This window comes from Pyxidicoccus sp. M15 (genome assembly GCF_056858435.1).
Map to the genome: position 1 here is coordinate 7296988 of NZ_CM166495.1, position 23146 is coordinate 7320133.

Sequence of the window (23146 nt, forward strand, 5' to 3'; positions counted from 1 at the left end):
CCTACGGCCCGTCTACCACCAGACGTTCTTGTACAGCCGGGCCCGGCCCTTCGAGGGGCCGCCGACCATCTTCAGCGACGAGCGGTCCACGCTCTCCTCCCACAGGAGGCTCACCGTGGTGATGGCGCCCGCCGAGCCGAGGAAGGACAGCACGTAGGGCGTGGACTGGTCGAACCCGCCCAGCACCAGGCCGGAGATGAGCAGCACCGCCGCGCCCACACCGGCGCCGAACATGTCCGCGCGAAGGATTTGCGAGGGTGTGGGGTCATACCGCATGGTGGCCAGCGCCAGCGCGCCCGCGCCGATGCCCGGGGCCAGCAGCAGCGTGTCGCGCCACGTCTTGCCGGACACGTCCGTGCCGGAGAAGTGGATGATGGCCAGGAGCAGCGCGGCGTACGCCATGCCCCAGCCGGCGCCGGACGAAATCAGCAGGCCGTCGTTGAGCGGCAGTTGCCCACCGCCGAGCCCCGCGGTGAGCCACGCGCCCAGTTCCGCGCCGAGGAAGGCGGACCACGTCAGCACGCCCGGGTCCTGGGTGAACAGGTCCATGAAGCCGGCCATGAACATGCCGCCCACCACCGAGTTGCCGATGCCGAAGTGGGCCATGGGCTTGTCCACCCAGTTGTTGAACTGCCACCACGCGGACGCGCCGAAGCCCAGGCCCGCGCCGATGAGCGTGCCGGCCAGCATCGCCTCGCGCGAGCTCTGGTTGAAGTTGAAGTCGTTGGCGAAGGCCTGCGTGAAGAAGCCGCCCAGCGCGCCAAGTGTCGTGTGGTGCAACATGAAGGTGAGGCTGCCGGGGCCGGACAGGAAGGGGCCCTGGCGGGGCCGGCCGTCCAGCATCACCCCGGTGTCCTCGGGCGGCGGCACGGCGGACGCGGTGGCCGACGACGGCACCGCGGAGGGCTTCGACGGGTCCGTCTGCTCGTCCGGCGTCAGCGGCGCCTGCGGCTGCGTGACGAGCGAGCCCGGCTCCGGAGGCACCCGGGGCGCATCCGAGGCCGAGGGGTCCGTGCCCTGGGGGGACTGCGGCGCCGGGTCCGGCTGCGCGGTGGTGGGCGGCGCGTACGTGGGCTGCTGCGGCGCCGGATACGTGTTCTGCGACGGCGGGTACGCCGGCTGCTGCTGCGGGGGCGGATACGCGTTCTGCGACGGCGGCGGATACGCCGGGTCCGCGGGCTGCTGCTGCGGGGGCGGATACGCGTTCTGCGACGGCGGAGAGGCCTGCTGCGGCGGCGCGGTGTTCTGCGGCGGCGGGTACGCCTGCTGCGGCGGCGGATAGGCCGGCGCGGGCTGCGCCGAGTCCTGCGGAGGCGACGCGGGCGCGGGGGACGGAGGGGCGGCGGGCTCCTGCGGATACGCCTGCGGCTGCGCGTACCCCGGCTGCGCGGAGGACGGGGGCGGCGTGGACGGGTAGGACGAGGACGCCTGCGCGCCGGCGGTCACCGGCACGGCGAGCGCCAGGGTGAGGGCGGCGACGGACAGGCAGCTCCAGAATCTCGGATGTGGCACGCAACGACTCCTTGGGTCAGCCGGCCGCGCAGAAGACCACAACCCGTACCGGAGCGCCGGTTTTTGGGCACTTCCGTCCACTTCCGGTCCCCAGGCCCGCCCGGGCCCGCATCCCGCCCCATGCGCCGGCGCGCGCGGGGTTGCTCCCGGCGCTTCCGGCGACCTTCAGGAGGGAGGCGACTCGCAGCGCACCGGGCATGGGCTCCATCCGGCCCGACGCCCACCGACGCACCCTCCCGAAACATGTATCTGAAACACATGTATTTTTCTTCCGCGACGCGGACGCCGTCCGAGCATCGGGAGACACATGCCCTCCGGGTTTTCGTGGTCCGAGCTTGGCGTGGACTCCGCGCGCGTCGTGGTCGTGAAGGACCTGCCCTTCCCCACCGACTCGCGGGACTTCGTCCTCTACTGGTGCATGGTGAACCACCGGGCCGAGGAGAACCACGCGCTCGACGTGGCCATCGCCCTGGGCAACCACCTGGGCCTGCCCGTGGTCGTGTACCAGGCCCTCCGCCCGGACTACCCCTACGCCTCGGACCGGCTCCACGCCTGGGCGCTCGAGGGCATGGCCGACATGGCCACGGGCTGTGCCTCGCGCGGCCTGCCCTGCTGGCTGGAGCTGCCGCGCCGCAAGCGGGAGCACCGTCCCCGGCTGGCGGAGCTGGGCCGCCGCGCCGCCGCCGTGGTGTCGGACCTGTTCCCCACGTTCATCATCCCCGGCCACCTGCGCGGCGCGGCGAAGGCGCTGGACGTGCCGCTGTTCGCGGTGGACGCGTCGTGCGTGGTGCCCATGCAGCGCATCGCCACGGTGCAGGCCGGCGCCTACACCCTGCGCCCCAAGCTGCAGAAGCTATGGCCGGAGTACCTGGGCCGCACCCTGCCCGCCCGCGCCGTCAAGGCCGCGGCCGCGGGGCGCAAGCTGGAGCCGGGCTTCGACACCGCGGACGCGCGCGAGGCCCGCGTGGCGCTGGCCGCCTTCGACATCGACCACGCGGTGGCCCCCATCTCCGAGCGCGGCGGGCGCAAGGCGGGGCTCGAGTCGCTCAACGCCTTCCTCCAGCGCATGGACGGCTACGACACCGAGCGCAACGACCCGGGCCGCGCGCACCAGTCCGGCCTGTCCCCCTTCTTCCACTGGGGCAACCTCTTCGCGGGCGAAGCGGTGCGCGCCGTCATCCGCTCGCGCGGCACGGACCACCCCGCCGTGCGCGCCTTCCTGGAAGAGCTGCTGGTGCGGCGCGAGCTCGGCTTCAACTACTGCTTCCACACGCCCGGCCCCCGGCAGCTCTCCCTGGAGTCGCTGCCCGCGTGGGCGCGCGAGACGCTGGCCACGCACCAGAAGGACGCGCGCGAGCACCTCTACACGCTGGAGCAGCTGGAGACGGCGAGCACCGGGGACGGCCTGTGGAACGCGTCCCAGCGCGAGCTGCTGGAGCGCGGCCGCATCCACAACTACCTGCGCATGCTCTGGGGGAAGAAGCTGCTGGAGTGGAGCGCCACCCCCGAGGAGGGCCTCCGGCGCATCGCCCTGCTCAACGACAAGTACGCGGTGGACGGGAGGGACCCGGCCAGCGTGGCCAACTTCATGTGGGTGCTGGGGCTGCACGACAGGCCCTTCCAGGAGCGGAAGGTGCTGGGGAAGGTGCGGCCCATGAGCTCGCCGCGCACCGCGGAGAAGTACGACCTGGCACCGTACCTGGCCCACTGGGGACGCCCCGGGGACCCGCCGGTGAAGCTCAAGCGCCCCCGCCGCGTGGCCGGCCGGTGAGCAAGCCTGTTGACATCCGCGCCATCAAAAGTGAGACGGCGGTTCCCTTCCCGCTCGCGCGCCACTAAACGCACGGACGGGTCACCGACATCAGGAGCCGGGCCATGGGCATGATGAAGTTCGATATCCCCCACTCCCTCCCGAAGGAGGAGGTGAAGCAGCGCGTCGAGCAGCTGCTGAAGTACTGGAACAGCAAATACGGCGTGAAGGCGGACTGGGCGGGCGACGGCGCGAAGATCGCCGGCAAGGTGATGGGCATCCAGATGGATGCGTCTTTCGTCATCACCGACAACCAGGTCCAGGGCGAGGGCACCGACCCCGGCATGCTCCTGCGCGGCAAGGCCAAGTCCTACCTGCAGGACAAGTTCGCCTCCGTGCTGGACCCGAAGAAGACGCTGGACCAGGTGAAGACGAACCTGGGCTAGCAGCAGCCCCGGCCTCCGGGCCCGGCGGCCCCCGCGCTGCTTTTCAGCGCAGGGGCTGCTCCTCCAGCGCGGCGAGCGCATAGCGCGCCGCGCGGGAGATGGCGTCCGCCGAGTCCGGCATCTCCGGGTAGTGCCCGGCCAGGGGCCGCTGCGGGAAGCGCAGCTGGGCAATGGCGTTGCGATAGCTGCGCCGTGCCGAGTCCGGCTCCTGGGAGCGCTCGAACACCTGCGCCAGCAGGTAGTGGCCGATGGCCAGCGTGGGCTCCAGGAACAGCGCCTTGCTCAGCTCCGAGCGCGCCTCGTCCAGCTTCCCGGCCTGCAGCGCCGCCACCCCGCCGAACACGCGCGCCTCCACGCACAGCGGCTCGCGCTGAATCGCCTGCGCGAAGGTGTCGCGCGCCTCGGGGATGCGGCCCGTCAGCGAGTAGAGGTTGCCCAGCGTCAGGATGGCATCCAGGTCGCTCGGCTCGTCCACGAGCAGGCGCTCGACGCCGGCGATGGCGGCGGGGAAGTCCCCCTGCGCCATCTTCCGCACGGCCATGGCCAGGCGCTCCGCGGGCGGCAGCAGCTTGGGCCACGCCGGCACCTCGCCCGTGGCGCTGCGCGTGGGCGTCACCGTGGGAATCTCCTGGGTGATGCGCGGGCGCACGGACTCCGGAGCGGACACCGCCGGGAGCTCCTGGGTGATGCGCGGGCGCGCCAGGTCGCCGGAGCGCGGAGCCGGCCCCACGGGCGGCGGCGTGGCCGGAGTCAGCGGGGCCCCCTTCACGGCCCTGGGAGCGCCCGGGGCCGCCGGCCCCTGCGGGGACGCCGGAGCCGGCGTGCCCCGCGTCAGGGCTCCGGACGCGGACTCCGCCTGGATGCGCTTGCGCAGGTCGGCCGCGAAGGTCTCCGGCGTCTGCTTGCGCTCGGGCACGTCCGGCTCGCCGGGGTACGGGGTGATGCGCAGCGGCGGCGGGCGGACGCCCTTGTCGGACAGCGGGCGCCGGTACACGAAGGCGCCGTCCACTTCGATCATCTCGAAGCGGTCATAGACCTTGAAGAGGCTCTCCGAGTAGCCCAGGAACAGCAGCCCGCCCGGCCGCAGCGCGCTGAGGAAGCGGTCCATCAGCCCGCGGATGGTGGGCAGGTCGAAGTAGATGATGACGTTGCGGCAGAGGATGAGGTCCAGCGAGGACAGCCCCACCTTGTCGAACACGGGGACCGCCAGGTTCTGCCCGTCGAAGCGGATGTAGTCGCGCAGGGAGGGCAGCGCCTCGTAGCCCTCGTCCACGGGCCGGAAGAAGCGCTTGAGCCGCTCCGGACCGATGCTGATGCAGCGGCGCGAGGTGAAGCGCCCCTGTCGCGCGGCGTCCACCGCGGCCAGGTTCAGGTCGGTGGCCAGCAGGTCCACCTCCATGGACAGCGCGCCCAGCTCGGCCAGCACCATGGCCACGCTGTAGGGCTCCTCGCCCGTCGCGCAGCCGGCGGACCAGACGGACACCTTGCGCAGCTCGCGCCGCGCGCGCGTCACCAGCTCCGGCAGCACGCTCTTCTCCAGCGCGCGGAACTGCTTCGCGTCGCGGAAGAACTCCGTGTGTCCCACCGTCACCAGGGGAAGGAACGAGCGCAGCTCCTCCTCACCGCCCGGGCCCGACAGCTGAGCGAGGTACTTCTCCGGCTCCTCCATGCCCACCACGGGCATGCGGGTGGACAGCGCCAGGCGGAGGCTGTGGAAGCCGTCCGGCGTAATCTTGAGGCCCGCACGCTCGAGCAGGAGCGCGGCCAGCTGCTGGAGCACCTTGTTGCTCGCGGTCAGCACGCGTCCACCCACTGAAGCAGCATCGGTCCAATCCGGTCCAGCGGCAGCACCTCCTGCGCGGCGCCCATCAGCACGGCCTCGCGGGGCATGCCCCAGACGGTGGACGTGGCCTCGTCCTGCGCGATGGTCCTCCCACCGCGCTCACGAATCTCCTTCAACCCTCGCGCGCCGTCGCGCCCCATGCCCGTCAGGATGACCCCGATGCAGCGCGAGCCGAAGGCCTCGCCCGCGGAAGTGAGCAGCATGTCACACGAAGGTCTGAAACCACGGAGCGCGGGCCCCGAGTCCAGCTCCAACCTGCCCTCCGGTCGGACCAACAGGTGACTGCCAGACGGAGCGATGTACACCGTGCCGGGCTCCATCACCACTCCGGTTTCCGCCTCCTGCACCCGCAGCGCCGTTTCCATGGACAGCCAGTGGGCCAGCCCCTCGGTGAAGCCCTCGCTGATGTGCTGGCAGTAGGCCAGGGGCGCCGGAAAGCCCCGCGGAATCATCCGCAGCACCTGCGCCACCGCCTTGGGGCCGCCCAGCGACGCGGCGATGGCCACCAGCGGGAAGGGCGGCGCGGGCGCGTCCGTGCGCGGCAGGGGCCGGGTGCTCACCTGCCGCACCGCCTTCACCTGCGCCAGCATCACCAGCTTGCGCGAGACATGGGCCCAGAAGTCCGCCCCCGGTGACGCCGGGCGCTCCACCACGTCCAGCGCCCCCAGGGCCACGGCCTGGAAGGCGTCCTGGCCGGACAGCGCGCCCGGGTGGAGCGCGAAGATGGGCACGGGCCGCTCCACCATGACGTGCTCAATCGCCTCCAGCGCCTCGCGGGCGCTGAGGTCCACCAGCAGCACGTCCGGGAAGTGGCGCTGCACGGCGACCAGCGCGCCGGCGAAGTCCACCTCCGCCGGGCCCACCGGGACGAGCGACTCCCCGTCGAAGAGGCCGCGCGCGGCGAGCGCACGCAGCCCCTTGCCCACCATGAGCACCCGGAATGCCATTCCTGCCGCCGGAGGGCCGCCCAAGCGTGGTTCCTCAGGTCAGCCGGTCGATGGCCTGCGCGAGGACCTCCACGCCAAGCTCCCCCTTGACGAGGTAGGCGTCCGCCCCCGCGTCCAGGCCGCGGCGCTTGTCCTCCGGAGAGGCCAGCGACGACAGGATGATGACGGGGATGCGGGCCACCGCGGGCGTCGACTTGAGCCGCCGCGCCAGCGAGAAGCCGTCCATCTTCGGCATCTGCACGTCGGTGAGGATGAGGTCGTACGTGTTGTTCTGCACCTTCGCGTACGCCTCCTCTCCGTCCTGGGCCTCCTCCAGCTGGTGGCCCAGCGCCTTGACCAGCGCTCCTTCCGTGGCGCGGGCGATGGGCGAGTCGTCCACCAGCAGCACCCGCAGGCGCCTGGCCGCCGGAGCCTGGGTGACGGGACGCGCCATGCGGCGCACCTCGGCCATGATGTCCGGCACGTGCAGCAGCACGGCGATGCGGCCGTCCTCCAGCGCCGCGGTGCCGGCGATGAAGGGCGCGCCCTTGAGGAACTCGCCGCCGCAGGGCTTCACGGCGACCTCGCGCTCGTCCACGAAGCCGTCCACGACGAGCGCCGCGTGGTCCTCGCCGTGACGCACCACCACCGCGGGCGGCTTGTCGAAGCGGTTGCCGCCGTTGAGGCCCAGCAGCGGCCCCAGCGCCACCAGCGCGGTGGGCTTGCCCCGGTGCCGCACGGCGAGGGTGCCGAAGATTTCGAGCCGGTCCTCCGGCTTGACGCGCATCACCGCTTCCACGTCCGCGGCGGGCATGCCGTAGACGTCGTCGCCCAGGCGCACCAGCAGCACCTTCATGAGGGCGAGCGACTGCGGCAGGCGCAGCGTAATCGTGGTGCCACGGCCGATGCGGCTGTTGACGCCCACCGAGCCGCCCAGCGTCTCCACCTTCCGCTTCACCACGTCCATGCCCACGCCACGGCCGGACAATTCGCTGACCTGGTCGCGGGTGGAGAAGCCGGGGCGGAAGATGAGCTCGATCGCCTCGCGCTCGGACAGCGCGTTGGCCTGCACCTGGGTGATGAGGCGCTTGTTGACGGCGGCCTGGCGCAGCCGCTCCGGGTCGATGCCGCGGCCGTCGTCCTCCACCTCGATGTGGAGCATGTCGCCGTCCACGCGCACCCGGATGCGGATGCGGCCGGTGAGCGGCTTGCCCAGGCTCTGGCGCGTGTCCGGGGACTCCACGCCGTGGTCCACCGAGTTGCGCAGCAGGTGCACCAGCGCGTCGCGCACGTCGCCCAGCATGGACCGGTCCACGCCGATGTCGGCGTTCTCGATGACCAGGTCCACCTCCTTGCCCTGCGTGCGCGACATCTCGCGAACCGCGCGGGGGAAGGCGTCGAACACGGTGGACAGCGGCACCAGCCGGGCCTCGGCCACGTGGTCCGCCATCTTCGCGAGGTTGCCGTGCAGCGTGTTGATGCCGTCGTCGTTGCGCCGCACGAAGCGGAACGCATCGTCGCGCAGCATGTGCAGGTCGCTCTCCACACGGTCCAGCAGCGCGCGCACCGGCGTGGGGATCTCCACCTGCTCCGCGAGCCGCAGGAAGCGGTCGCCCAGGCGGCTGAAGCGCTCGAACAGCGCCTCCGTCTCCGAGCTGCGCAGCCGGCCGCGGGCGCTCTCCACGAGCAGGTCGCCCGCGAGCAGCCCCAGCGAGTCCAGCACCTCCACGTTGACGCGGATGGTCCGGTCCGCCACGGCGGCGGACTTCGCCGCGCCCTGCGCCTCCTCGTGAGCGGCCGGAGCCGCCGCGGCGGGAGGCTCGGGAGCACGCTGCACGGGCGCGGCCGGAGCCGCCACCGGCGCCGGGGCGGGAGCCACGAGCTTCGGGGCCACCGGCGCCGCGACGGGCGGCGCAGGCGGCGGAGCGGCCGGCTTCGGCTTGGGCCCGATGGAGGGCGGCTCCTGGCCGGAGACCTCCGAGAGCGCCTTGACCATCTCCTCGCTGGCGGGGGTGCCGGTGTTGGCGCCCGCCAGGTCCTCGTTGAGGTCCGAGAGAACGTCACACGCCCTGAGCAGGACGTCGGTGGCAATCTCGGTGGCCGTCCTGCCCTCGCGCTCGGCGCGCAGGACGTCCTCGGCGGCGTGCGCCAGCTGCCCGATGACGGGCAGGCCCAGCATGCGGGCCTCCCCCTTCATCGTGTGCAGCTCGCGCGCGACGTCTTCCGCGGCCTGGTCCGCGGTTTCCTTCTCCAGGTCCAATACCCCCAGCTGAATCTTCTGGAGGCGGTCCGCTGTGACCTCCTGGAACTTCTTCAGGAGGGACTTCTTGAGAGCCTCGGTGTCCATGGCCGGCGTTCGCCCCTCCCGTTCCAGGAAGCGCTAGTCGGCCTTGAAACGCTTGATGAGCTCTGCCAGCCGGCCCGCGAGCTGCGTGAGCTCCGCGGCGGCACCCGTGGCCTGCTTGGAGGCCTGCGTCGTCTGGCGCGTCACGTCCTCGATCTCCGCCATGGACGCGACCACCTGCTCCGTCGCCGTGCGCTGCTGCTGCGTGGCGAGGTTGATGACGCGGGCCGCGTCGCTGGTCTCCTGCACACCGGCGAGGATGCCTTCCACCGCCTGCGCCGCCACCGCGCCCAGCTTCTCGCCGGACTCGGTCGCCGTCTTGGAAGCCTCCGCCGCACCGGCCGCCGCGGCCGTGGCCTCGCGAATCTCGGTGATGAGGTTCTTGATCTCCTTGGTGGAGTCCAGGACGTTCTCCGCCAGGCGCCGCATCTCCGCCGCGACGATGGAGAAGCCCTTGCCGGCCTCACCCGCGCGGCTGCCCTCGAGCGCCGCGTTCAGCGCCAAGAGGTCCGAGCGGTCGGCAATCTCGTCGATGACCTCCACCACGGTGCCGATGCGCTCCACGCGCTTGGACAGCTTGGCGATGGAGTCCGCCACCGCGACGCCGTCGCTGCGGATCTGCTGCATGGCCTGGATGAACTCGCCAATGGCGCCGCGGCCCGCGCGAGCGGCACCGAGCGTCTCCTCCGCCACGCGCGCCACGCTGCCCGCGTTCTCCGCGATCTGCGCGGACGCGTGCTTCAGCTCCTCCATGGTGGCGGTCGTCTCGTGGATGGCCGCCGCCTGCTCCGTGGAGGACGTCTCGTGCTGCGTGGAGGCCGCGAGCACCTGGTTGGCGGACGAGGACAGGCGCAGCGCCGCCTCGTTGATCTCCCGCACGAAGGTGCGCAGCGTCTCGATGACCTTGCCGAAGCCCTCGAGCAGGGGCCCGAGCTGGGGGTCCTCGGTGGTGGTGTTCCACCGGGACAAATCACCCTCGCGCACCAGGCCGATGAGCGAGTCGAGCGCCTGGTCGATTTCCTGCGCCGACACCTGCTTGCGGTGCTCGGACGCGGCGAGGTTGTCGAGCACCTGGTTGAGCAGGTGCGCCATCTCCGCGCCGCCCTCGCCCACCAGCTCCTTGGGAACGCGGGCCTGGAGGTTGCCGGAGAGCACCGTCAGCAACGTGTCGGTGAAGGCCTTGTACTGGGCCTGGGTCGTCGCCGGGTTGGCGCTGGCCTTGGAGCCCGCAGCCGCCTTGGAGGCGGGGGCCTTCCGGGCGGAGCGAGCCTTGGACGTGGACTTGTCGTTGGGGGTGTCCAGGGACATTGCGGTCAGTGCCTTCCTTGAGTTCCTTGGGTCCTGGCGGTTTCCACCAGATCGATGAGCAACACGGCGCGGGCCTCTTCGAGGTACACGCCAACGGCATAGGGGGCCGCTCCGGCCGTGGGGGGCATCCGGCGGAGCGAGTTGAGGGGGATGGAGCGCACGGCGTGGACGGCGTCCACCTTCAGGTGGCCCTCGCCTTCCGGCGTGTCGAAGACGATGGCGCGGTGGCCCCGGTGGGGCTGGCCCAGCCCGGGGAGCGTGATGTCGTCGGGCAGGGAGCGGTCGATGCGCAGCACCGAGGACGCGTCGGTGCCGTACAGCGAGTGGCCGATGTCGAAGAACAGGATGTCCACCACCTCCTGCTCCTGGACGTGCTCGTCGTTCATCGAGCCACCGCCCGCTGCCGCGCGGTCTGCAGCAGCTTGGAGAAGTTCAGGAGGTTGATGCCGTCCTGGGGGCCGCTGCCCTGCACCACACCGAGCAGGTGCTCGGCGGCGGCGTCACCGCCCAGTGGCGGAGGGAGGATTTCGGCCACCGGGATGCGGCGCAGGCCGAGCACGGTGTCGGCGACGACGCCGGCCACGTAGCTGCCGGTGATGCCGACGAACAGGCGGGTGCGCGGGCCGATGCGGGCCTCTCCCTTGGAGAGGAAGCGCAGCAGGTCGACGACCGGCAGCACCTCTCCTCGGTGTCCGGTGACGCCCATGATGAAGGACGGAGTCCTCGGCAGGGGGGTGAGCAGGCCCGCGCGGAGAACCTCGAGCACATTCTCGCTGGGCACGCCGAGCCGCAGGTCTCCCACCCGGAAGCAGAAGAACTCCTGCTCCGGACGGGCCTGGGCGGCTACAGCGCGGTCCGGGGCCATCCGGAGGGCTCGCTGGAGGGGTGTCGGGGTCGTGGTCAAGGCGGCAAAGTATCCGGAGGGGACGAAAACCGGTCAAGTAGACCTGAGAGCCCGACTGCTCGGTCGCCGTTTCGATGGTCCGCGCGGATTCAAAGGTGTAGGGTTAGCGGGATTCCTTTGAGGAGGACGATGTCGCGCGTACTGGTCATTGACGACAGCCCGATGCTGGTGGAGCTCACCGTACGGGCCCTCACCGCCGCTGGCTACCAGGCGAGCGGCGCGCAGGACCTGGCCAGCCTCGACCAGAAGCTCACCGAGGGGCCGTTCGCGCTCATCCTCATGGACGTGAACATGCCGGAGATGTTCGGCGACGACGTCGTCGAGTACCTCCGGAGGCAGAAGAAGGTCACCGCCAAGCTGGTGCTTTACTCCGACATCCCCGAGGCGGAGCTGCAGGGCAAGACGAAGGCCTCCGGCGCGGACGGCTACATCCTCAAGAGCGGCGGCCTGGAGGCCGTGCTGGGCGGGGTGATGGGGTTGATTGGACCTCCCGCCCTGGGCGTCCCCACCGCCGTGCCGGCGGCTCCGGCCGCGCCCCCCGCCGCCGCCGCCCCCCCGGCTCCCGCGGCCACCGGTGGCATCCCCGCCGCCAAGCCGGCCGCCGCGGGCGGGCGCAAGCCGCGCATCCTCATCGTGGATGACAGCGAGATGACGGCCCGCATCATCGAAGCGGACCTCGTGTCCAAGGGCTTCGAGGTGCACGTGGCCGACACCGCGGACAAGGCCACGAAGATCATCCTCAAGAAGCAGACGCGTCCGGACCTGGTGCTGCTGGACGTGCGGATGCCCAACGTGAATGGCGAGCAGTTCTGCCGCTTCATCAAGAGCAACAGCCTCTTCAAGGGCATCAAGGTGCTGCTGTGCTCCGGCGAGAATGTCGAGGAGCTCCAGCGCATCTGCCGCGAGGCCGGCGCCGACGGCTACATCCCGAAGGACGCGGTGATGGGCAACATGGTGGCCAAGGAGCTGCTGCCCCCCGGCAACGAGTAGACGCGCGCGGGGCCGTGTGCCGGCCCCCGGCGTCTCGCCCTACCCTCGCCCGGCCGCGTTCTCCCGCTCGTCCAGGCCGCGCGCGAAGTTGCCGATGACGAGCCCCGGCCGCGCCGCCTTCAGCCGCTGCAGCAGCGTGCGGATGCCCACGGGCTCGCCGCCCGCGCCCTTGTCGCGCGCCACCTCCAGGTACTGGAGCGGGTCGATGCACAAGGAGCGCGTCTGCACCTGGTCCACGCGGTACTTCTTCACCAGCCGCTCCAGCGCCTTCACCTCGCCCTCGCGGTCGGTGACGCCGGGGAAGAGCAGCAGGTTCAGCGCCAGGTACGCGCCGCGCTCGCGCGCGAGGGCAATGGACGCCTCCACGTCCTCCCAGCCGTACTTCACCGGCTTGTAGTAGGCCTCGTAGAGGTCCTTCACCGCCGAGTTGAGCGACACGCGGATGGCGTCCAGCCCCGCGTCGAACAGCGCCTCCAGTCCCTTCGTGAGGCTGGCGTTGGTGTTGATGTTGATGGAGCCCTCGCGCGAGTGCGCGCGCATGTAGCGGATGGCTTCCGCAATCTGCTTCCAGCGCGTGAGCGGCTCCCCCTCGCAGCCCTGGCCGAAGCTGACCATGGTGCGGCCCGGCGCGTGCTGGAGGTGGAACAGGCCAATCTGCCCCATCTCCTCGCCGGTGGGCCCGTCGTCCATGCGCTCGTGCGAGGCGGGCGGCCCGTCCGCGGGCTGGTCGGAGATGCAGCCCACGCAGCGCGCGTTGCACATGACGGACGCGGGGATGGCGGCCTCGTCGCGCACGTAGAAGGTGTTCTGCGACGTGAAGCACCGGTAGATGAGCGCGCACGTCTTGAGCTGCTTGAGCACCCGGTTGTCGGGGAAGCGCTTCATGTGCTGCTCCACCAGCGCCTTCATCTCCGGCGTGGAGTAGCGCTCGGGGTCCCAATGCGAGCGGCGGTCGGTGTGAATGGCCCACGCCACCGGGCCCTCGCCCACCCACGCCGCCGCGGTGTACGCCCACTGCGGCAGCACCGGCCCGCTCCCCTTCACCTCGCCGGGGAGGAACGTCCGCGTGTAGCCCGGCGGCAGGAGCGCGCCCACCGCGTTGGGGACGAACGTCTTGCCACCCACCTTCATCTCCCGCACCAGCTCCAATTCACCCGTCTCCGGGTGCAGCCCCACGGGCAGCCGGCCGGGCAGGTGCACGAGCCGTCCGGCCTCCGGCAGGGGGATGGGCTTGTCCTGCGGCGGGACGAGCTCCTCCCCGCTGCGCAGCGTGGCGAGCAGGTACGGATGCTCCATCACCCGGCCCTTGGGGTCGGCGAACAGCAGCTTCGGTGCGGACGTCATGCCTTCCTCAACTACCACCGGCCCCGCGTTTCTTCGACGTCCAAGCGACGACAGACGCATCGCATTCAACGCCGCGCGTCATACGTGAGAGGTTACTCCGGCTCACCGGAGGCATGCATCCGGCTTCCAGGCGCGCCTTGATTCCCCCCGGGTTTTGGGTAGGGTCCGCGCGATTTCAAGTCCCCCTCTGGAGGCAGTCGTGATCGTCGGAGTTCCCAAGGAGATCAAAACCCGTGAGTACCGCGTCGGCATGGTTCCGGCGGGCGTGCGCGCGCTCACGAGCGCGGGCCACACGGTGTTGGTCGAGACGAACGCCGGCGTCGGCTCCGGCATCCCCGACTCGGAGTACCAGCGCGTCGGCGCGCAGATCATCGCCAGCGCGGACGAGGTCTGGAAGCGCGCGGAGATGATCGTCAAGGTGAAGGAGCCGATTGCGCCCGAGTACGAGCGCATCCAGCCCGGCCAGATCATCTACACGTACTTCCACCTGGCCGGCGTGGACCCGGAGCTGACGAAGGCGTTGCTCAAGAAGAAGGCGGCGGCCGTCGCGTACGAGACGCTGCAGCTGGATGACGGCAGCCTGCCGCTGCTCAAGCCCATGTCCGAGGTGGCCGGGAAGATGGCCATCCAGGTGGGCGCCGCGTGCCTGGAGAAGGCGCACGGGGGCAAGGGCATCCTGCTGGGCGGCGTGCCCGGCGTGCGCCGCGGCCGCGTCACCGTCATCGGTGGTGGCGTGGTGGGCCTGTGCGCCGCCAAGGTGGCGGTGGGCATGGGCGCCGAGGTCACCATCCTCGACGTCAACCTGGAGCGCCTCACCTACCTGGACGACGTGTTCCTCGGCCGCACCAGCGTGCTGGCCTCGGACACGGAGAGCATCGCGAAGTCCGTGCGCGAGTCCGACCTCGTCATCGGCGGCGTGCTCATCCCCGGCGGCAAGGCCCCGAAGCTCGTCTCCGAGGCCCTCATCGCCGAGATGAGCCCCGGCTCCGTCGTCGTCGACGTCGCGGTGGACCAGGGCGGCTGCATTGAAACGTGCAAGCCCACCACCCACGACAACCCCACCTTCGTCGTCCACGGCGTGGTCCACTACTGCGTGGCCAACATGCCCGGCGCGGTGCCGCAGACGTCCACGTACGCGCTCACCAACACCACCCGTCCCTACGCGCGGAAGATCGCCGACATGGGCCTGGTGGAGGCCGTGAAGTCCGACCGCGCCCTGGCCCGTGCGATGAACACCTACAACGGCCACGTCACCTACGAGGCCGTCGCCAAGGACATGGGCTACGACTACGTGCCCCTGGCGGACGCGCTCGCCGGCCGCAAGTAGGCCCACCAGGCAGGCAGTCAGGCAGGACCCGGCGGGGAGGTTCGGATGGCGACATCCGGCCTCCCCGTTCGTTATTCCTGGTGGGGAATAACTTCTCCTGGCGGACGTCTAGCATTCCCGAAGCGGGCGTGCGGCCGGGTGTAGCAGGGATGGCGTTGTTGCCCAGTCTGTTCCCGTGCATACATTGATGGGCAGGCGACAACTCATTCCCCAATTGTTTCGGGCCCTTGGAAGGCGGGACATGTTGGACTTCAGGCAACCCAACCGAACGAAGCAGGAATTCGAAGAGCTGGCGCTGGCCCATCTGGACCCGCTCTACTCGGCTGCCCTGCGGCTGACGAAGAACGAGCGCGATGCGGAGGACCTCGTGCAGGACACCTGCATGCGGGCCTACCGCTTCTTCGACAAGTTCGAGCGGGGCACCAACATCAAGGCCTGGCTCTTCAAGATCCTCACCAACACCTTCATCAACCGGTACCGCCGGAAGGTGAAGGAGCGCACGGTGGTGGAGGGCGTGGAGCGCGAGGCGGTGCACGAGCGCTTCGTGAGCCGGGACGCGACGGACTTCGCGGCCAACCCGGAGCAGTACTTCTTCGACCGGCTCCTGTCGGACGACGTGCTGCGCGCCATCGACGCGCTGCCCATCGACTTCCGGCTGGTGGTCATCCTCGCGGACCTGCAGGAGTTCTCCTACAAGGAGATCGCCGAGATTCTCGAGTGCCCCGTGGGCACGGTGATGAGCCGGCTGTTCCGCGGGCGCAAGCTCCTGCAGAAGAATCTGCGCGAGTACGCGGTGGGCCAGGGTGTATTCCGGCATGAGGGTGAGCCGGTGAACGCCCCCGCGGACCTGGAAGAATACCGGAACAGGAAGAAGACAGGGTAGAAACAGGTTCCTCCCGCGCGCCCATGACCTGCCAGGAACTCGAACGGCTCCTCTATCCGTACCTCGACGGCGAATTCCAGCCGGAGGAGCGGGTGGACCTCGAAACGCACCTCTCCGGCTGCGCCGCCTGTCAGCGCCGCGTGGAGGAGGAGACGCAGATGAAGCTGGCGCTGCGGCGAGCCGCGCGCCACTCCGTGAAGGGGATGCAGGCCCCTGCGTCCCTTCGCGCGGGTCTCCAGGTGGGGCTCAAGCGCGAGCAGCGCCGCGCCCAGTACGGCGTGTGGCTGCGCGCAGGGGCCATGGCCCTGGTGGTGGTGACGGTGGGCGGAGGCTGGGTGACGTACCAGTCCGAGCGGCGCCAGCAACTGGCGCGCCGCGAGGCCATCCAGCGCCACAACAAGGTGCTGCCCTTCGAAATCGCCTCCGCCTCACCCGAGCAGATGGAGGCGTGGTTCAAGGACAAGGTGGACTCGCGCGTCACCCTTCCGCAGCTCCCGAAGGCGAAGCCGCTGGGCGGCCGCATCTCCATCCTCAACGGCAAGGAAGTGGCGTTCATCAGCTACGAGACGCTGCCGCAGAAGGAAGGCGAGCCGAGCCGCCGGCTGAGCGTCTTCGTCGTCCCCGACGACGAAGCGGCGGCGCCCAAGGTCCAGGCCCTGAAGGCGGTGGAGGTGGACTCCGCGCAGGGCTACAACGTCGTCACCTGGCGGGATGACGAAATCGTCTACGAGATGGTCACCGACATGGACGAGGACGACATCCGCCGGATGCTCTCCGAGCGTGACAGCGGTGAGGTCATCGCCCGCAAGTCGGAGCCGCAGCAGTCCGAGGAGCCGCTCATCTCGCCCGCGCCCGCGCAGCACTCGCGTCCGTCCGTCCCCTTCGAAACGGTGACGTTCCCTCGCTGAGTCGCGCCGTCTGCCGCACCTCCCAAACGTTCGTTGCATGACGCCTGCCCGCTCTCCGGGCGGCCGGGATTCCGTCCGGGCGGAACATTGACGGTCCCCTGCATGGCCGATAGCCTCGACGGCGTATTCCTATTTCGCGCGGTGACGCCCTCGGGGTGCTCACGCGCGCGCCGCACCGCAGGACGGGCCGTCCCTCCATGTCCAAGAAAATCCTGATCGTCGAAAAGAGCGACACCGCCCTCGCCGCCACGCTGCGTCCCGCGCTGGAGGCCCGAGGCTTCACGGTGGAGGACACCGCCGACGGCAAGGGCAGCGTGGAGCAGATCCGCCGAGACAGGCCGGACCTCGCTGTCATCGCCGTGGACCTGGCCGCGGGGCAGAACGGCTACCTCATCTGCGGCAAGCTGAAGAAGGACGACGACCTCAAGAACGTCCCCATCGTCATCGTCGGCAACCCGGACGGCTTCGCGCAGCACCGCAAGCTGAAGGCGCACGCGGACGAGTACGTCGCCATGCCGGTGGACGCCAACCTCCTGGTGGAGCGCGTGGGCGCGCTCATCGGCTTCCCGGAGTTACCGGCGTCCGAGGACGTGGTGGACGAGAGCCTCACGCTGGACGCGCTCGGCGACGAGCCGATGACGGCGGACTTCGGCGAGGAGATCTCCGTCGACACCGGCGAGGAGGCCGCGGTGCAGGGCGAGGAGCTGGACCTCGACGCCGCCTTCAGCGACATGGCCGCGCCCGAGAGCGAGCCCTCCATCGAGGAGGAGCCCGTCATCGCCCCGCCGGAGGCGGTGGTGGAGGGCGTGGAAGAGGACTTCGCCTCGCTGGACGCGCTGGGCAGCGACGCGGACGACGCGCTGGACGCGCTGGATGACTCGGAGAAGACGGTGGTGGGCTTCATGCCCCCGGAGCCCGCGCGCCCGCCGGAGCCGGTGCGCCCGCCGGAGCCCGCTCGCGCCGCGCCGCCGCCGCCCGCGGCCGCCACCCCGCGCATGTCGCTGCCGCCCGCGCGCCCCGCCACGCCCGCCGTGACGGCGGCGGCCCCGGCCACGTCCGCGGCGGACGCGGCGGAGCTGCGCAACCTGCGCGCGAAGGTGGCCGAGCTGCAGGGCGCGCTCACCGACGCCCAGGGCCAGGCCACGCAGGCCGAGGACCGCGTGCGCGAGCTGGAGGCCGAGCTGGAGGGCAAGGCCACCGAGCTGGAGACGGCGCGCGCGGCCACCGGGAAGAACGACAAGGACACCTTCGCGCTGCGCGACGCCGTCAACAAGCGGGACAAGGAAATCCTCCGCCTGAAGACGGAGCTGAACCAGAAGGACCAGGAGATTGTCGAGCTCAAGGACCAGCACCTGGAGCTGGAGCAGAAGGCCAGCACGGCCGACTCCGAGATTTCCCGCCGCGACGCGCAGCTCAAGACGCTCACCACGCGCGTGGAGACGCTGACCACCGAGCGCAAGCGCGTGGACCAGCAGCTCGCCGCCGCCAAGGAAGAGGCCCGCGGCGCCGCCGCGCAGGTGACGGTGCTCCAGACGGAGGTGGAGCAGCACCAGGCCCAGGCCCAGTCGCTGGGCGCCGAGGTGGAGGAGCTGCGCGGCCGCACCGGCCAGCTCGAGGCGGACCTCCAGGCCGCCCAGGAAGAGGCGGAAGGGCTGCGCGGCCAGGTGGACGCCGCCCAGCGCGAGGCCGAGTCCCTGCGCGCGCAGCTCGAGGAGGCCAACGCGCAGCTGTCCGAGCAGGGCACCCGCGCGGCCGAGGAGGCCGAGGCGCTGCGCAAGCGCATCAGCGAGCTGGAGGCCACCGCGGTGCGCGACGAGGAGCGCGTGACGAAGCTCTACGCGCGCATCAAGAACGACGAGAAGCTGCGCGAGAAGACGAAGAAGGCGCTCGCCATCGCCCAGCAGCTGCTGGATGAGCCGGCCTCCGCCGTGGCGGACGCCGACGAGGCCGCGGCCTGAAGTCCTGAAGTCGAGCCCCGGGCCTTCAAATGAAGCCCGGGGCCGTGCTCCCCGCCCCGCCCTACTCCTGCTTCTTCGGGGTGGTCTTCTTCTCGTGGAGCTTCTTCGCGAAGGACTGCACGGCGGCGGGCACGTTCTTGTCGCGGGCGAGGTCCTTCAGCTCGGCGTCGCGGAACGAGTTGAGGAACTTCATGGTGATGGTGAGCGGCACCTTGGGGTTCTTCACCAGCGCCAGCTTCACCTTCTGGTTCTTCGTCCACTCGCGGTTGTTGTAGATGACGCGCAGCACGTCATCCATCATCGCCTTGTTGGCCGCGCAGCTGAGCACCTCGCCGTCGGTGATGCGCGGGCTGCGGATGACGGCCACCGCCACCAGCTTGTTGGTGTCCCGGATGAGCGTGCCGCGGGCCTCCTTGTTGCCCAGCGTGGCGAGCTTGATCTTCTCCGCGATGGACATCTTCATCACCCGCTGGGCGAGCGTGAGCTTCTTGCCCTCCTCCATGGGCGCGGCGTCCTCCTTCGCCACCTCCTGGAACTCCTGGAGGACCTGCTCGGCGGTGGGGCCCGGGTCCGGCGGGGCCTCGGCGGCCTCGGGGCCGAAGAGGCGGATGCGCGCCGTCTTCATCTGCGGCACGTCCACGAGCACCAGCCCGCTGCGCACCGCGAAGTCACACACGCTGTCGGTGAGCGACACGGGGACGTTGGGGTTGGCGCACAGGTTGCGGAGGATGTCCTCGTGGCGCAGCAGGCGCAGTTGGTTCTGGCTGACGATTTCCGCCAGCTTCGCGGAGCAGTCCTTCGCCACGCCGGCCACCGCGTCGTCCGGGGTGCTGGCGTTGAGGACCAGCATCTCCGCGTAGGCTTCCTTGTCCTTGAGCAGGCCCAGGAAGTAGCCCAGCACGGGCGGCTGCACCTCCTCGTCGCGCACCGCGGAACCGAGAATCCTGTCGGGCAGGGTGGCGGCCGTCTTCGTCGCCGTGTCGCGCACGCCGGCGTCCGGGTCGAACGTCAGCATGTAGAGCGCGCCGAGCATGTCCGACGGGCTGAGCGGCACCAGCGACTTGGCCGCCATCATCCGCAGCGGCACCGGCGCGGCCGGGTCCACGTGCTTGCGCAGGTTGGGCGGCAGGAACTCCGCGTTGAAGGGACAGCCGGGGGGCGGCGCCGGGACGGCGTTGGGGACTGCGGTGGTCATGACGCGTGATTCCTTCCGTAGATGATGCGCAGGCCCTCGAGCGTGAGGAACTCGTCCACCTCGTGGATGGCCTTGGACTCGGTCGCCACCAGCGCGGCCAGGCCCCCGGTGGCGACGACGCGCACCGGGAAGCCCAGGTCCGCCTGCATCCGCGCGCAGATGCCGTCCACCAGCCCCACGTAGCCGAACACGAGCCCGGACTGGATGGAGTGCACGGTGTTGCGGCCGATGACGTGCGGGGGCCGCGCGAACTCCACGCGCGGCAGCTTGGAGGCATTCTGGAACAGGGCCTCCATGGCGATGTTGATGCCGGGGCAGATGGCGCCGCCCAGGTACTCGCCCTTCGGCGACACGGCGTCGAAGGTGGTGGCGGTGCCGAAGTCGACGACGATGACGCCCGAGTGGTGCTTCTCGTAGGCGGACACCGCGTTGACGATGCGGTCGGCGCCCACCTCGCGCGGGTTGTCGTAGAGGATGGGCATGCCCGTCTTCACGCCCGGCCCGACGAACATGGGGCGCGTGCGGAAGTAGCGCTCGCTCATCTTCTCCAGGTTGAACTGGAGCGGCGGCACCACGCTGGACACCACCACCGCGGACACCTTCGTCGCGTCGACACCGCTGTGGGTGAAGAGCTGGCGGACGAGGATGCCGTACTCGTCCGAGGTGCGGCGGGTGCTCGTCTCCACCCGCCAGTGGTCCAGCAGTCGCCGACCCTCGAAGACCCCAAGGACGGTGTTGGTATTGCCAACGTCGATGGCCAGGAGCATCACGCTCCGCACTCTATCGCGAAGCCAGGCGCCCGGGCTGCCCTCCCCGGCCCTACCTGGGGCGGGCCGGCTTCCGGGGCCGCAGCTGCTCCACGTCGCCCGCGAGCACCCGCTCGAGCGAGCCCCCCTCCGTCCGGACCAGCAGCGCGCCGGACGGGTCGATGTCCTCGGCCCGCCCGCGCAGCTCCTGCCTGTCGGTGCGCACCAGCACGTCCTGGCCCAGGGTGGAGGACAGCGCCTTCCAGCGGGCGCGCACCGGGTCGAAGCCCTCCTCGAGGTACCTGTCCAGCCACGCCTCCATCCGGCCCCAGAGGGCGGCGGCGAAGCGGGCGCGGGGCACGCGCTGGCCGGTGGACAGGGCCAGCGAGGTGGCCGTCTCGCGCAGCTCCTCCGGGAAGTGCTCCTCCCGGGAGTTGAGGTTGACGCCCACGCCCACAATCACGAAGTGCACGCGCTCGGGCTCGGCGGACAGCTCCGTGAGGATGCCCGCCACCTTGCGCCCGTCCAGGTGGACGTCGTTGGGCCACTTGATGGCGGCCTCCGTCCCCTGCTCGCGCAGCGTCTCCGCCAGCGCCACGGCCGCCACCAGCGTCAGCTCCGGCGCGCGCTGCGGCGGCAGCTCCGGGCGGAGGATGGCGGAGAAGTAGAGGTTGAGCCCCGGCGGGGACACCCACGCGCGGCCCCGGCGGCCCTTGCCGGCCGTCTGCTGCTCGGCCACCACCACCTCGCCGTGCTCGGCCCCGTCCTGCGCCAGCCGGAAGGCCACCTCGTTGGTGGAGCCCACCGAGGCGTGGTGGTGCACGGTGCGGCCCATGTCACGGGTGGTCAGCAGCGGGGCCAGCTCCAGCGAGGTGAGCCGGTCCGGCACCCCCAGCAGGCGGTAGCCCCGGGCGGAGATGGCCTCAATCCGGTAGCCCTGGGTGCGCAGCGCCTCCACGCGCTTCCACACGGCGGTGCGCGACAGCCCCAGCTTGCCGGAGAGCGCCTCTCCGGAGGTGAAGTCGCTTCCACTCTCGGAGAGGAAGCCCAGGATGAGCTCCTCCTGCGTCTGCTCGGTCGAATCGGCGGGCACGGAAGGACCCTCTTTGGAAGGAAGCGCCACGGTACGGAGGGGCGGCCGGGCTTTCAACCCGCCCCGGCGCCCCAGCCCCGCCCCGGCTCGCGGCGGGCGCTCAGCCGGCTGGAGCGGGCTCGGCGGCGGGCTGACCTCCGCCCTGTCCATTGGTGAGCTGCCAGTTCGTCAGCTCCATGAGGATTTGCGGCGTGCGCTGGCCGTCCTTCGCCTCCACGGCGATGTCCAGGCGGACGATGCCCACGCCGGGGGCGAAGGACATGGTGTTCACCAGGGTGGCGTTCGCATCCATCCGGTTGCGCCCCTCCACCTGGACACAGCCCTGGAAGGTGCCGGCGGGGGCCTGGCACGTCACGCCGACGCCGATGATGCGGTAGCGCTCCGTGGACGACACGGACACCACGTTCGTCCACGAGTGGCCCACCTCCAGCGGCCCGCGCAGCAGGTAGCGCTTCGCGTCCCGGAGCCCGTAGGCGTCCACCGCGAGCTGGCCCCGCTGGTTGTCGACGAAGTAGCCCTCCTCCTGCCCGAGGATCTCCACCGTCACCTGCTTGTTGGCGATGCCATTGAGCCGGTACGTCCAGCGGTTGCCCACCGCGAGCGGGTAGTACTGGGCCACGTTGTCGGTGGACGGCGCCCTCGGCGCGGCCTCCACCTTCTTGGAGCAGCCGCTGCCCAGCACCAGGGTGGCCAGCAGGGCCACCGCCCCCACGACGAATGAACGCTTCATCAGGATGTCAGTCCGCGTGGCCCGGGCCACGCGCCTCCGCCGTCGAGTGCTTGCGTGATGCGTAGAGCGTGTCCAGCGCCTGCTGCGCCGCGGCCTGGACGGAGGGCGCGTCGTGCCCCTGCGCCACCGTATAGAGGTAGGCCTCCGCCTCGGGGCCACCAATCTCGCCCACCGCGAAGACGATTTCCTGCACGAAGCCCAGCTCCCGGCCCCGCGCCAGGTCGATGAGCACGGGCACCGCGGTGCGCGCCTTCATCTCCACCAGCGTGCCCATGGTCTTCCGCAGCGCGTCCGCGTCGGCGGCGTCCTTGAGCTGCTCGATGAGCAGCGGCGCGGCGGCCGGGTGCTGGCGCTCCGCCAGCGTGTGCAGGGCGACGTCGCGCAGGCGCGAGTCCTCCGCCCGCAGGTCCTGCACCAGCGCGTCGTCGCTGCGCTCCAGCGCGGCGAGCTGCAACACGGCGGAGTCCGTCACCTGGCGCAGCACGCTCTGCAGCGCCACGCGCATGGCTTCCTGGCGTCCGGCGGGCGTGTCCTTCATGACGGGCGCCTCGCCCAGGCCCACCACTTCATAGTGCTGCGGGAGGTCCCCGCCGAAGCGCTCCAGCGTGAGGCTGGCACCCACCTCGGCATAGCTGCGCGGGTCTCCGTCCTTCAGCACCTCTCGGGTGAAGGGCACGTCCAGCGTCAGCCGCCAGGGGCGCACCTCGCGGGGCGCGTCCTCGGACTGGGGCTCGAAGCGGCCGGAGGACTTCAGCGCCTGCGTGAGGAGCGTCGCCACCCCTTCGGGGGCGAGCCCCAGCAGGGCGTTGTCCCGCACGGTGGTGCCGGAGACCTCCACCGGCGCCACCGGGTAGCGCGGCGCCTGCGAACGGCAGGCACCGAGAAGGACGACGCAGGAGGCGAGCACCAGGGCCGGCTTCATCGCCCCCCCAGGTTAAC

The 23146-nt window shown here is 70.9% G+C and carries 20 protein-coding genes; 7 read left to right on the forward strand and 13 right to left on the reverse strand.

Annotation, left to right across the window (positions count from 1 at the left end; translation table 11 throughout):
• Positions 1 to 12: 12 nt before the first annotated feature.
• Positions 13 to 1512, reverse strand: a complete 1500-nt coding sequence (locus ACX9TP_RS27005) for a hypothetical protein (RefSeq protein ID WP_482973498.1) — start codon at positions 1510 to 1512, stop codon at positions 13 to 15.
• Positions 1513 to 1819: 307 nt separating this feature from the next.
• On the opposite strand from ACX9TP_RS27005, the gene ACX9TP_RS27010 reads away from it, so the two are divergent.
• The gene (locus ACX9TP_RS27010; protein ID WP_482973499.1) at positions 1820 to 3283 is read left to right on the forward strand and encodes a deoxyribodipyrimidine photo-lyase; all 1464 of its coding nucleotides are present in this window, start codon (positions 1820 to 1822) and stop codon (positions 3281 to 3283) included.
• 104 nt (positions 3284 to 3387) lie between these two features.
• On the forward strand, positions 3388 to 3708 hold the full coding sequence (locus ACX9TP_RS27015) for a polyhydroxyalkanoic acid system family protein (RefSeq protein ID WP_482973500.1): 321 nt from the start codon (positions 3388 to 3390) through the stop codon (positions 3706 to 3708).
• Positions 3709 to 3751: 43 nt separating this feature from the next.
• Here ACX9TP_RS27015 and ACX9TP_RS27020 read toward each other — a convergent pair whose 3' ends face one another.
• Genes ACX9TP_RS27020 through ACX9TP_RS27045 form a run of 6 tightly spaced genes read right to left on the reverse strand, consistent with a single transcriptional unit; the run spans position 3752 to position 10994 of the window.
• A complete protein-coding gene (locus ACX9TP_RS27020; RefSeq protein ID WP_482973501.1) occupies positions 3752 to 5509 on the reverse strand; it encodes a CheR family methyltransferase in 1758 nt (585 codons plus the stop codon).
• Positions 5503 to 6498, reverse strand: coding sequence for a chemotaxis protein CheB (locus ACX9TP_RS27025; RefSeq protein WP_482973502.1), 996 nt, complete (start codon positions 6496 to 6498; stop codon positions 5503 to 5505). Before ACX9TP_RS27025 ends, ACX9TP_RS27020 begins: the two co-directional genes overlap by 7 nt.
• Positions 6499 to 6532: 34 nt before the next feature.
• The gene (locus tag ACX9TP_RS27030) at positions 6533 to 8824 is read right to left on the reverse strand and encodes a response regulator (RefSeq protein ID WP_482973503.1); all 2292 of its coding nucleotides are present in this window, start codon (positions 8822 to 8824) and stop codon (positions 6533 to 6535) included.
• Positions 8825 to 8857: 33 nt separating this feature from the next.
• Positions 8858 to 10129 carry a methyl-accepting chemotaxis protein gene (locus ACX9TP_RS27035; RefSeq protein WP_482973504.1) on the reverse strand — a complete coding sequence of 424 codons (1272 nt, stop codon included), beginning with the start codon at positions 10127 to 10129 and terminating at the stop codon, positions 8858 to 8860.
• A 5-nt stretch (positions 10130 to 10134) separates the two neighbouring features.
• Positions 10135 to 10515, reverse strand: coding sequence for a Frizzy aggregation protein FrzB (locus tag ACX9TP_RS27040; RefSeq protein WP_482973505.1), 381 nt, complete (start codon positions 10513 to 10515; stop codon positions 10135 to 10137).
• The gene (locus ACX9TP_RS27045) at positions 10512 to 10994 is read right to left on the reverse strand and encodes a chemotaxis protein CheW (RefSeq protein WP_482973506.1); all 483 of its coding nucleotides are present in this window, start codon (positions 10992 to 10994) and stop codon (positions 10512 to 10514) included. Before ACX9TP_RS27045 ends, ACX9TP_RS27040 begins: the two co-directional genes overlap by 4 nt.
• A gap of 168 nt (positions 10995 to 11162) precedes the next feature.
• On the opposite strand from ACX9TP_RS27045, the gene ACX9TP_RS27050 reads away from it, so the two are divergent.
• Entirely contained in the window at positions 11163 to 12023 is an 861-nt protein-coding gene (locus tag ACX9TP_RS27050; protein WP_482973507.1) for a response regulator, read from the forward strand.
• A 39-nt stretch (positions 12024 to 12062) separates the two neighbouring features.
• Here ACX9TP_RS27050 and ACX9TP_RS27055 read toward each other — a convergent pair whose 3' ends face one another.
• Complete coding sequence (locus ACX9TP_RS27055) at positions 12063 to 13367, reverse strand: radical SAM family protein (protein ID WP_482973508.1); 1305 nt, start codon at positions 13365 to 13367, stop codon at positions 12063 to 12065.
• Positions 13368 to 13566: 199 nt separating this feature from the next.
• Here ACX9TP_RS27055 and ald point away from each other — a divergent pair, with 199 nt between their 5' ends.
• The 4 genes from ald (at position 13567) to ACX9TP_RS27075 (ending at position 18443) form a co-directional block, all read left to right on the forward strand.
• Positions 13567 to 14694: an alanine dehydrogenase gene (ald, locus tag ACX9TP_RS27060; RefSeq protein ID WP_482973509.1), complete on the forward strand. Its 1128-nt coding sequence runs from the start codon at positions 13567 to 13569 to the stop codon at positions 14692 to 14694.
• A gap of 241 nt (positions 14695 to 14935) precedes the next feature.
• On the forward strand, positions 14936 to 15577 hold the full coding sequence (locus tag ACX9TP_RS27065) for a sigma-70 family RNA polymerase sigma factor (RefSeq protein ID WP_482973510.1): 642 nt from the start codon (positions 14936 to 14938) through the stop codon (positions 15575 to 15577).
• 23 nt (positions 15578 to 15600) lie between these two features.
• Positions 15601 to 16485, forward strand: coding sequence for an anti-sigma factor family protein (locus ACX9TP_RS27070; protein ID WP_482973511.1), 885 nt, complete (start codon positions 15601 to 15603; stop codon positions 16483 to 16485).
• A gap of 197 nt (positions 16486 to 16682) precedes the next feature.
• The gene (locus ACX9TP_RS27075; protein ID WP_482973512.1) at positions 16683 to 18443 is read left to right on the forward strand and encodes a response regulator transcription factor; all 1761 of its coding nucleotides are present in this window, start codon (positions 16683 to 16685) and stop codon (positions 18441 to 18443) included.
• 61 nt (positions 18444 to 18504) lie between these two features.
• On the opposite strand, the gene ACX9TP_RS27080 is transcribed toward ACX9TP_RS27075, so the two are convergent.
• From ACX9TP_RS27080 to ACX9TP_RS27100, 5 genes are all read right to left on the reverse strand, one after another.
• Positions 18505 to 19638 carry a hypothetical protein gene (locus tag ACX9TP_RS27080; RefSeq protein WP_482973513.1) on the reverse strand — a complete coding sequence of 378 codons (1134 nt, stop codon included), beginning with the start codon at positions 19636 to 19638 and terminating at the stop codon, positions 18505 to 18507.
• Positions 19635 to 20405: a type III pantothenate kinase gene (locus ACX9TP_RS27085; protein ID WP_482982227.1), complete on the reverse strand. Its 771-nt coding sequence runs from the start codon at positions 20403 to 20405 to the stop codon at positions 19635 to 19637. Before ACX9TP_RS27085 ends, ACX9TP_RS27080 begins: the two co-directional genes overlap by 4 nt.
• Before the next feature lie 52 nt (positions 20406 to 20457).
• Positions 20458 to 21477: a biotin--[acetyl-CoA-carboxylase] ligase gene (locus ACX9TP_RS27090; protein WP_482973514.1), complete on the reverse strand. Its 1020-nt coding sequence runs from the start codon at positions 21475 to 21477 to the stop codon at positions 20458 to 20460.
• Between the two features lie 100 nt (positions 21478 to 21577).
• Positions 21578 to 22237, reverse strand: a complete 660-nt coding sequence (locus ACX9TP_RS27095; protein ID WP_482973515.1) for a hypothetical protein — start codon at positions 22235 to 22237, stop codon at positions 21578 to 21580.
• Complete coding sequence (locus tag ACX9TP_RS27100) at positions 22215 to 23129, reverse strand: HEAT repeat domain-containing protein (protein WP_482973516.1); 915 nt, start codon at positions 23127 to 23129, stop codon at positions 22215 to 22217. Before ACX9TP_RS27100 ends, ACX9TP_RS27095 begins: the two co-directional genes overlap by 23 nt.
• Positions 23130 to 23146: the final 17 nt, after the last annotated feature.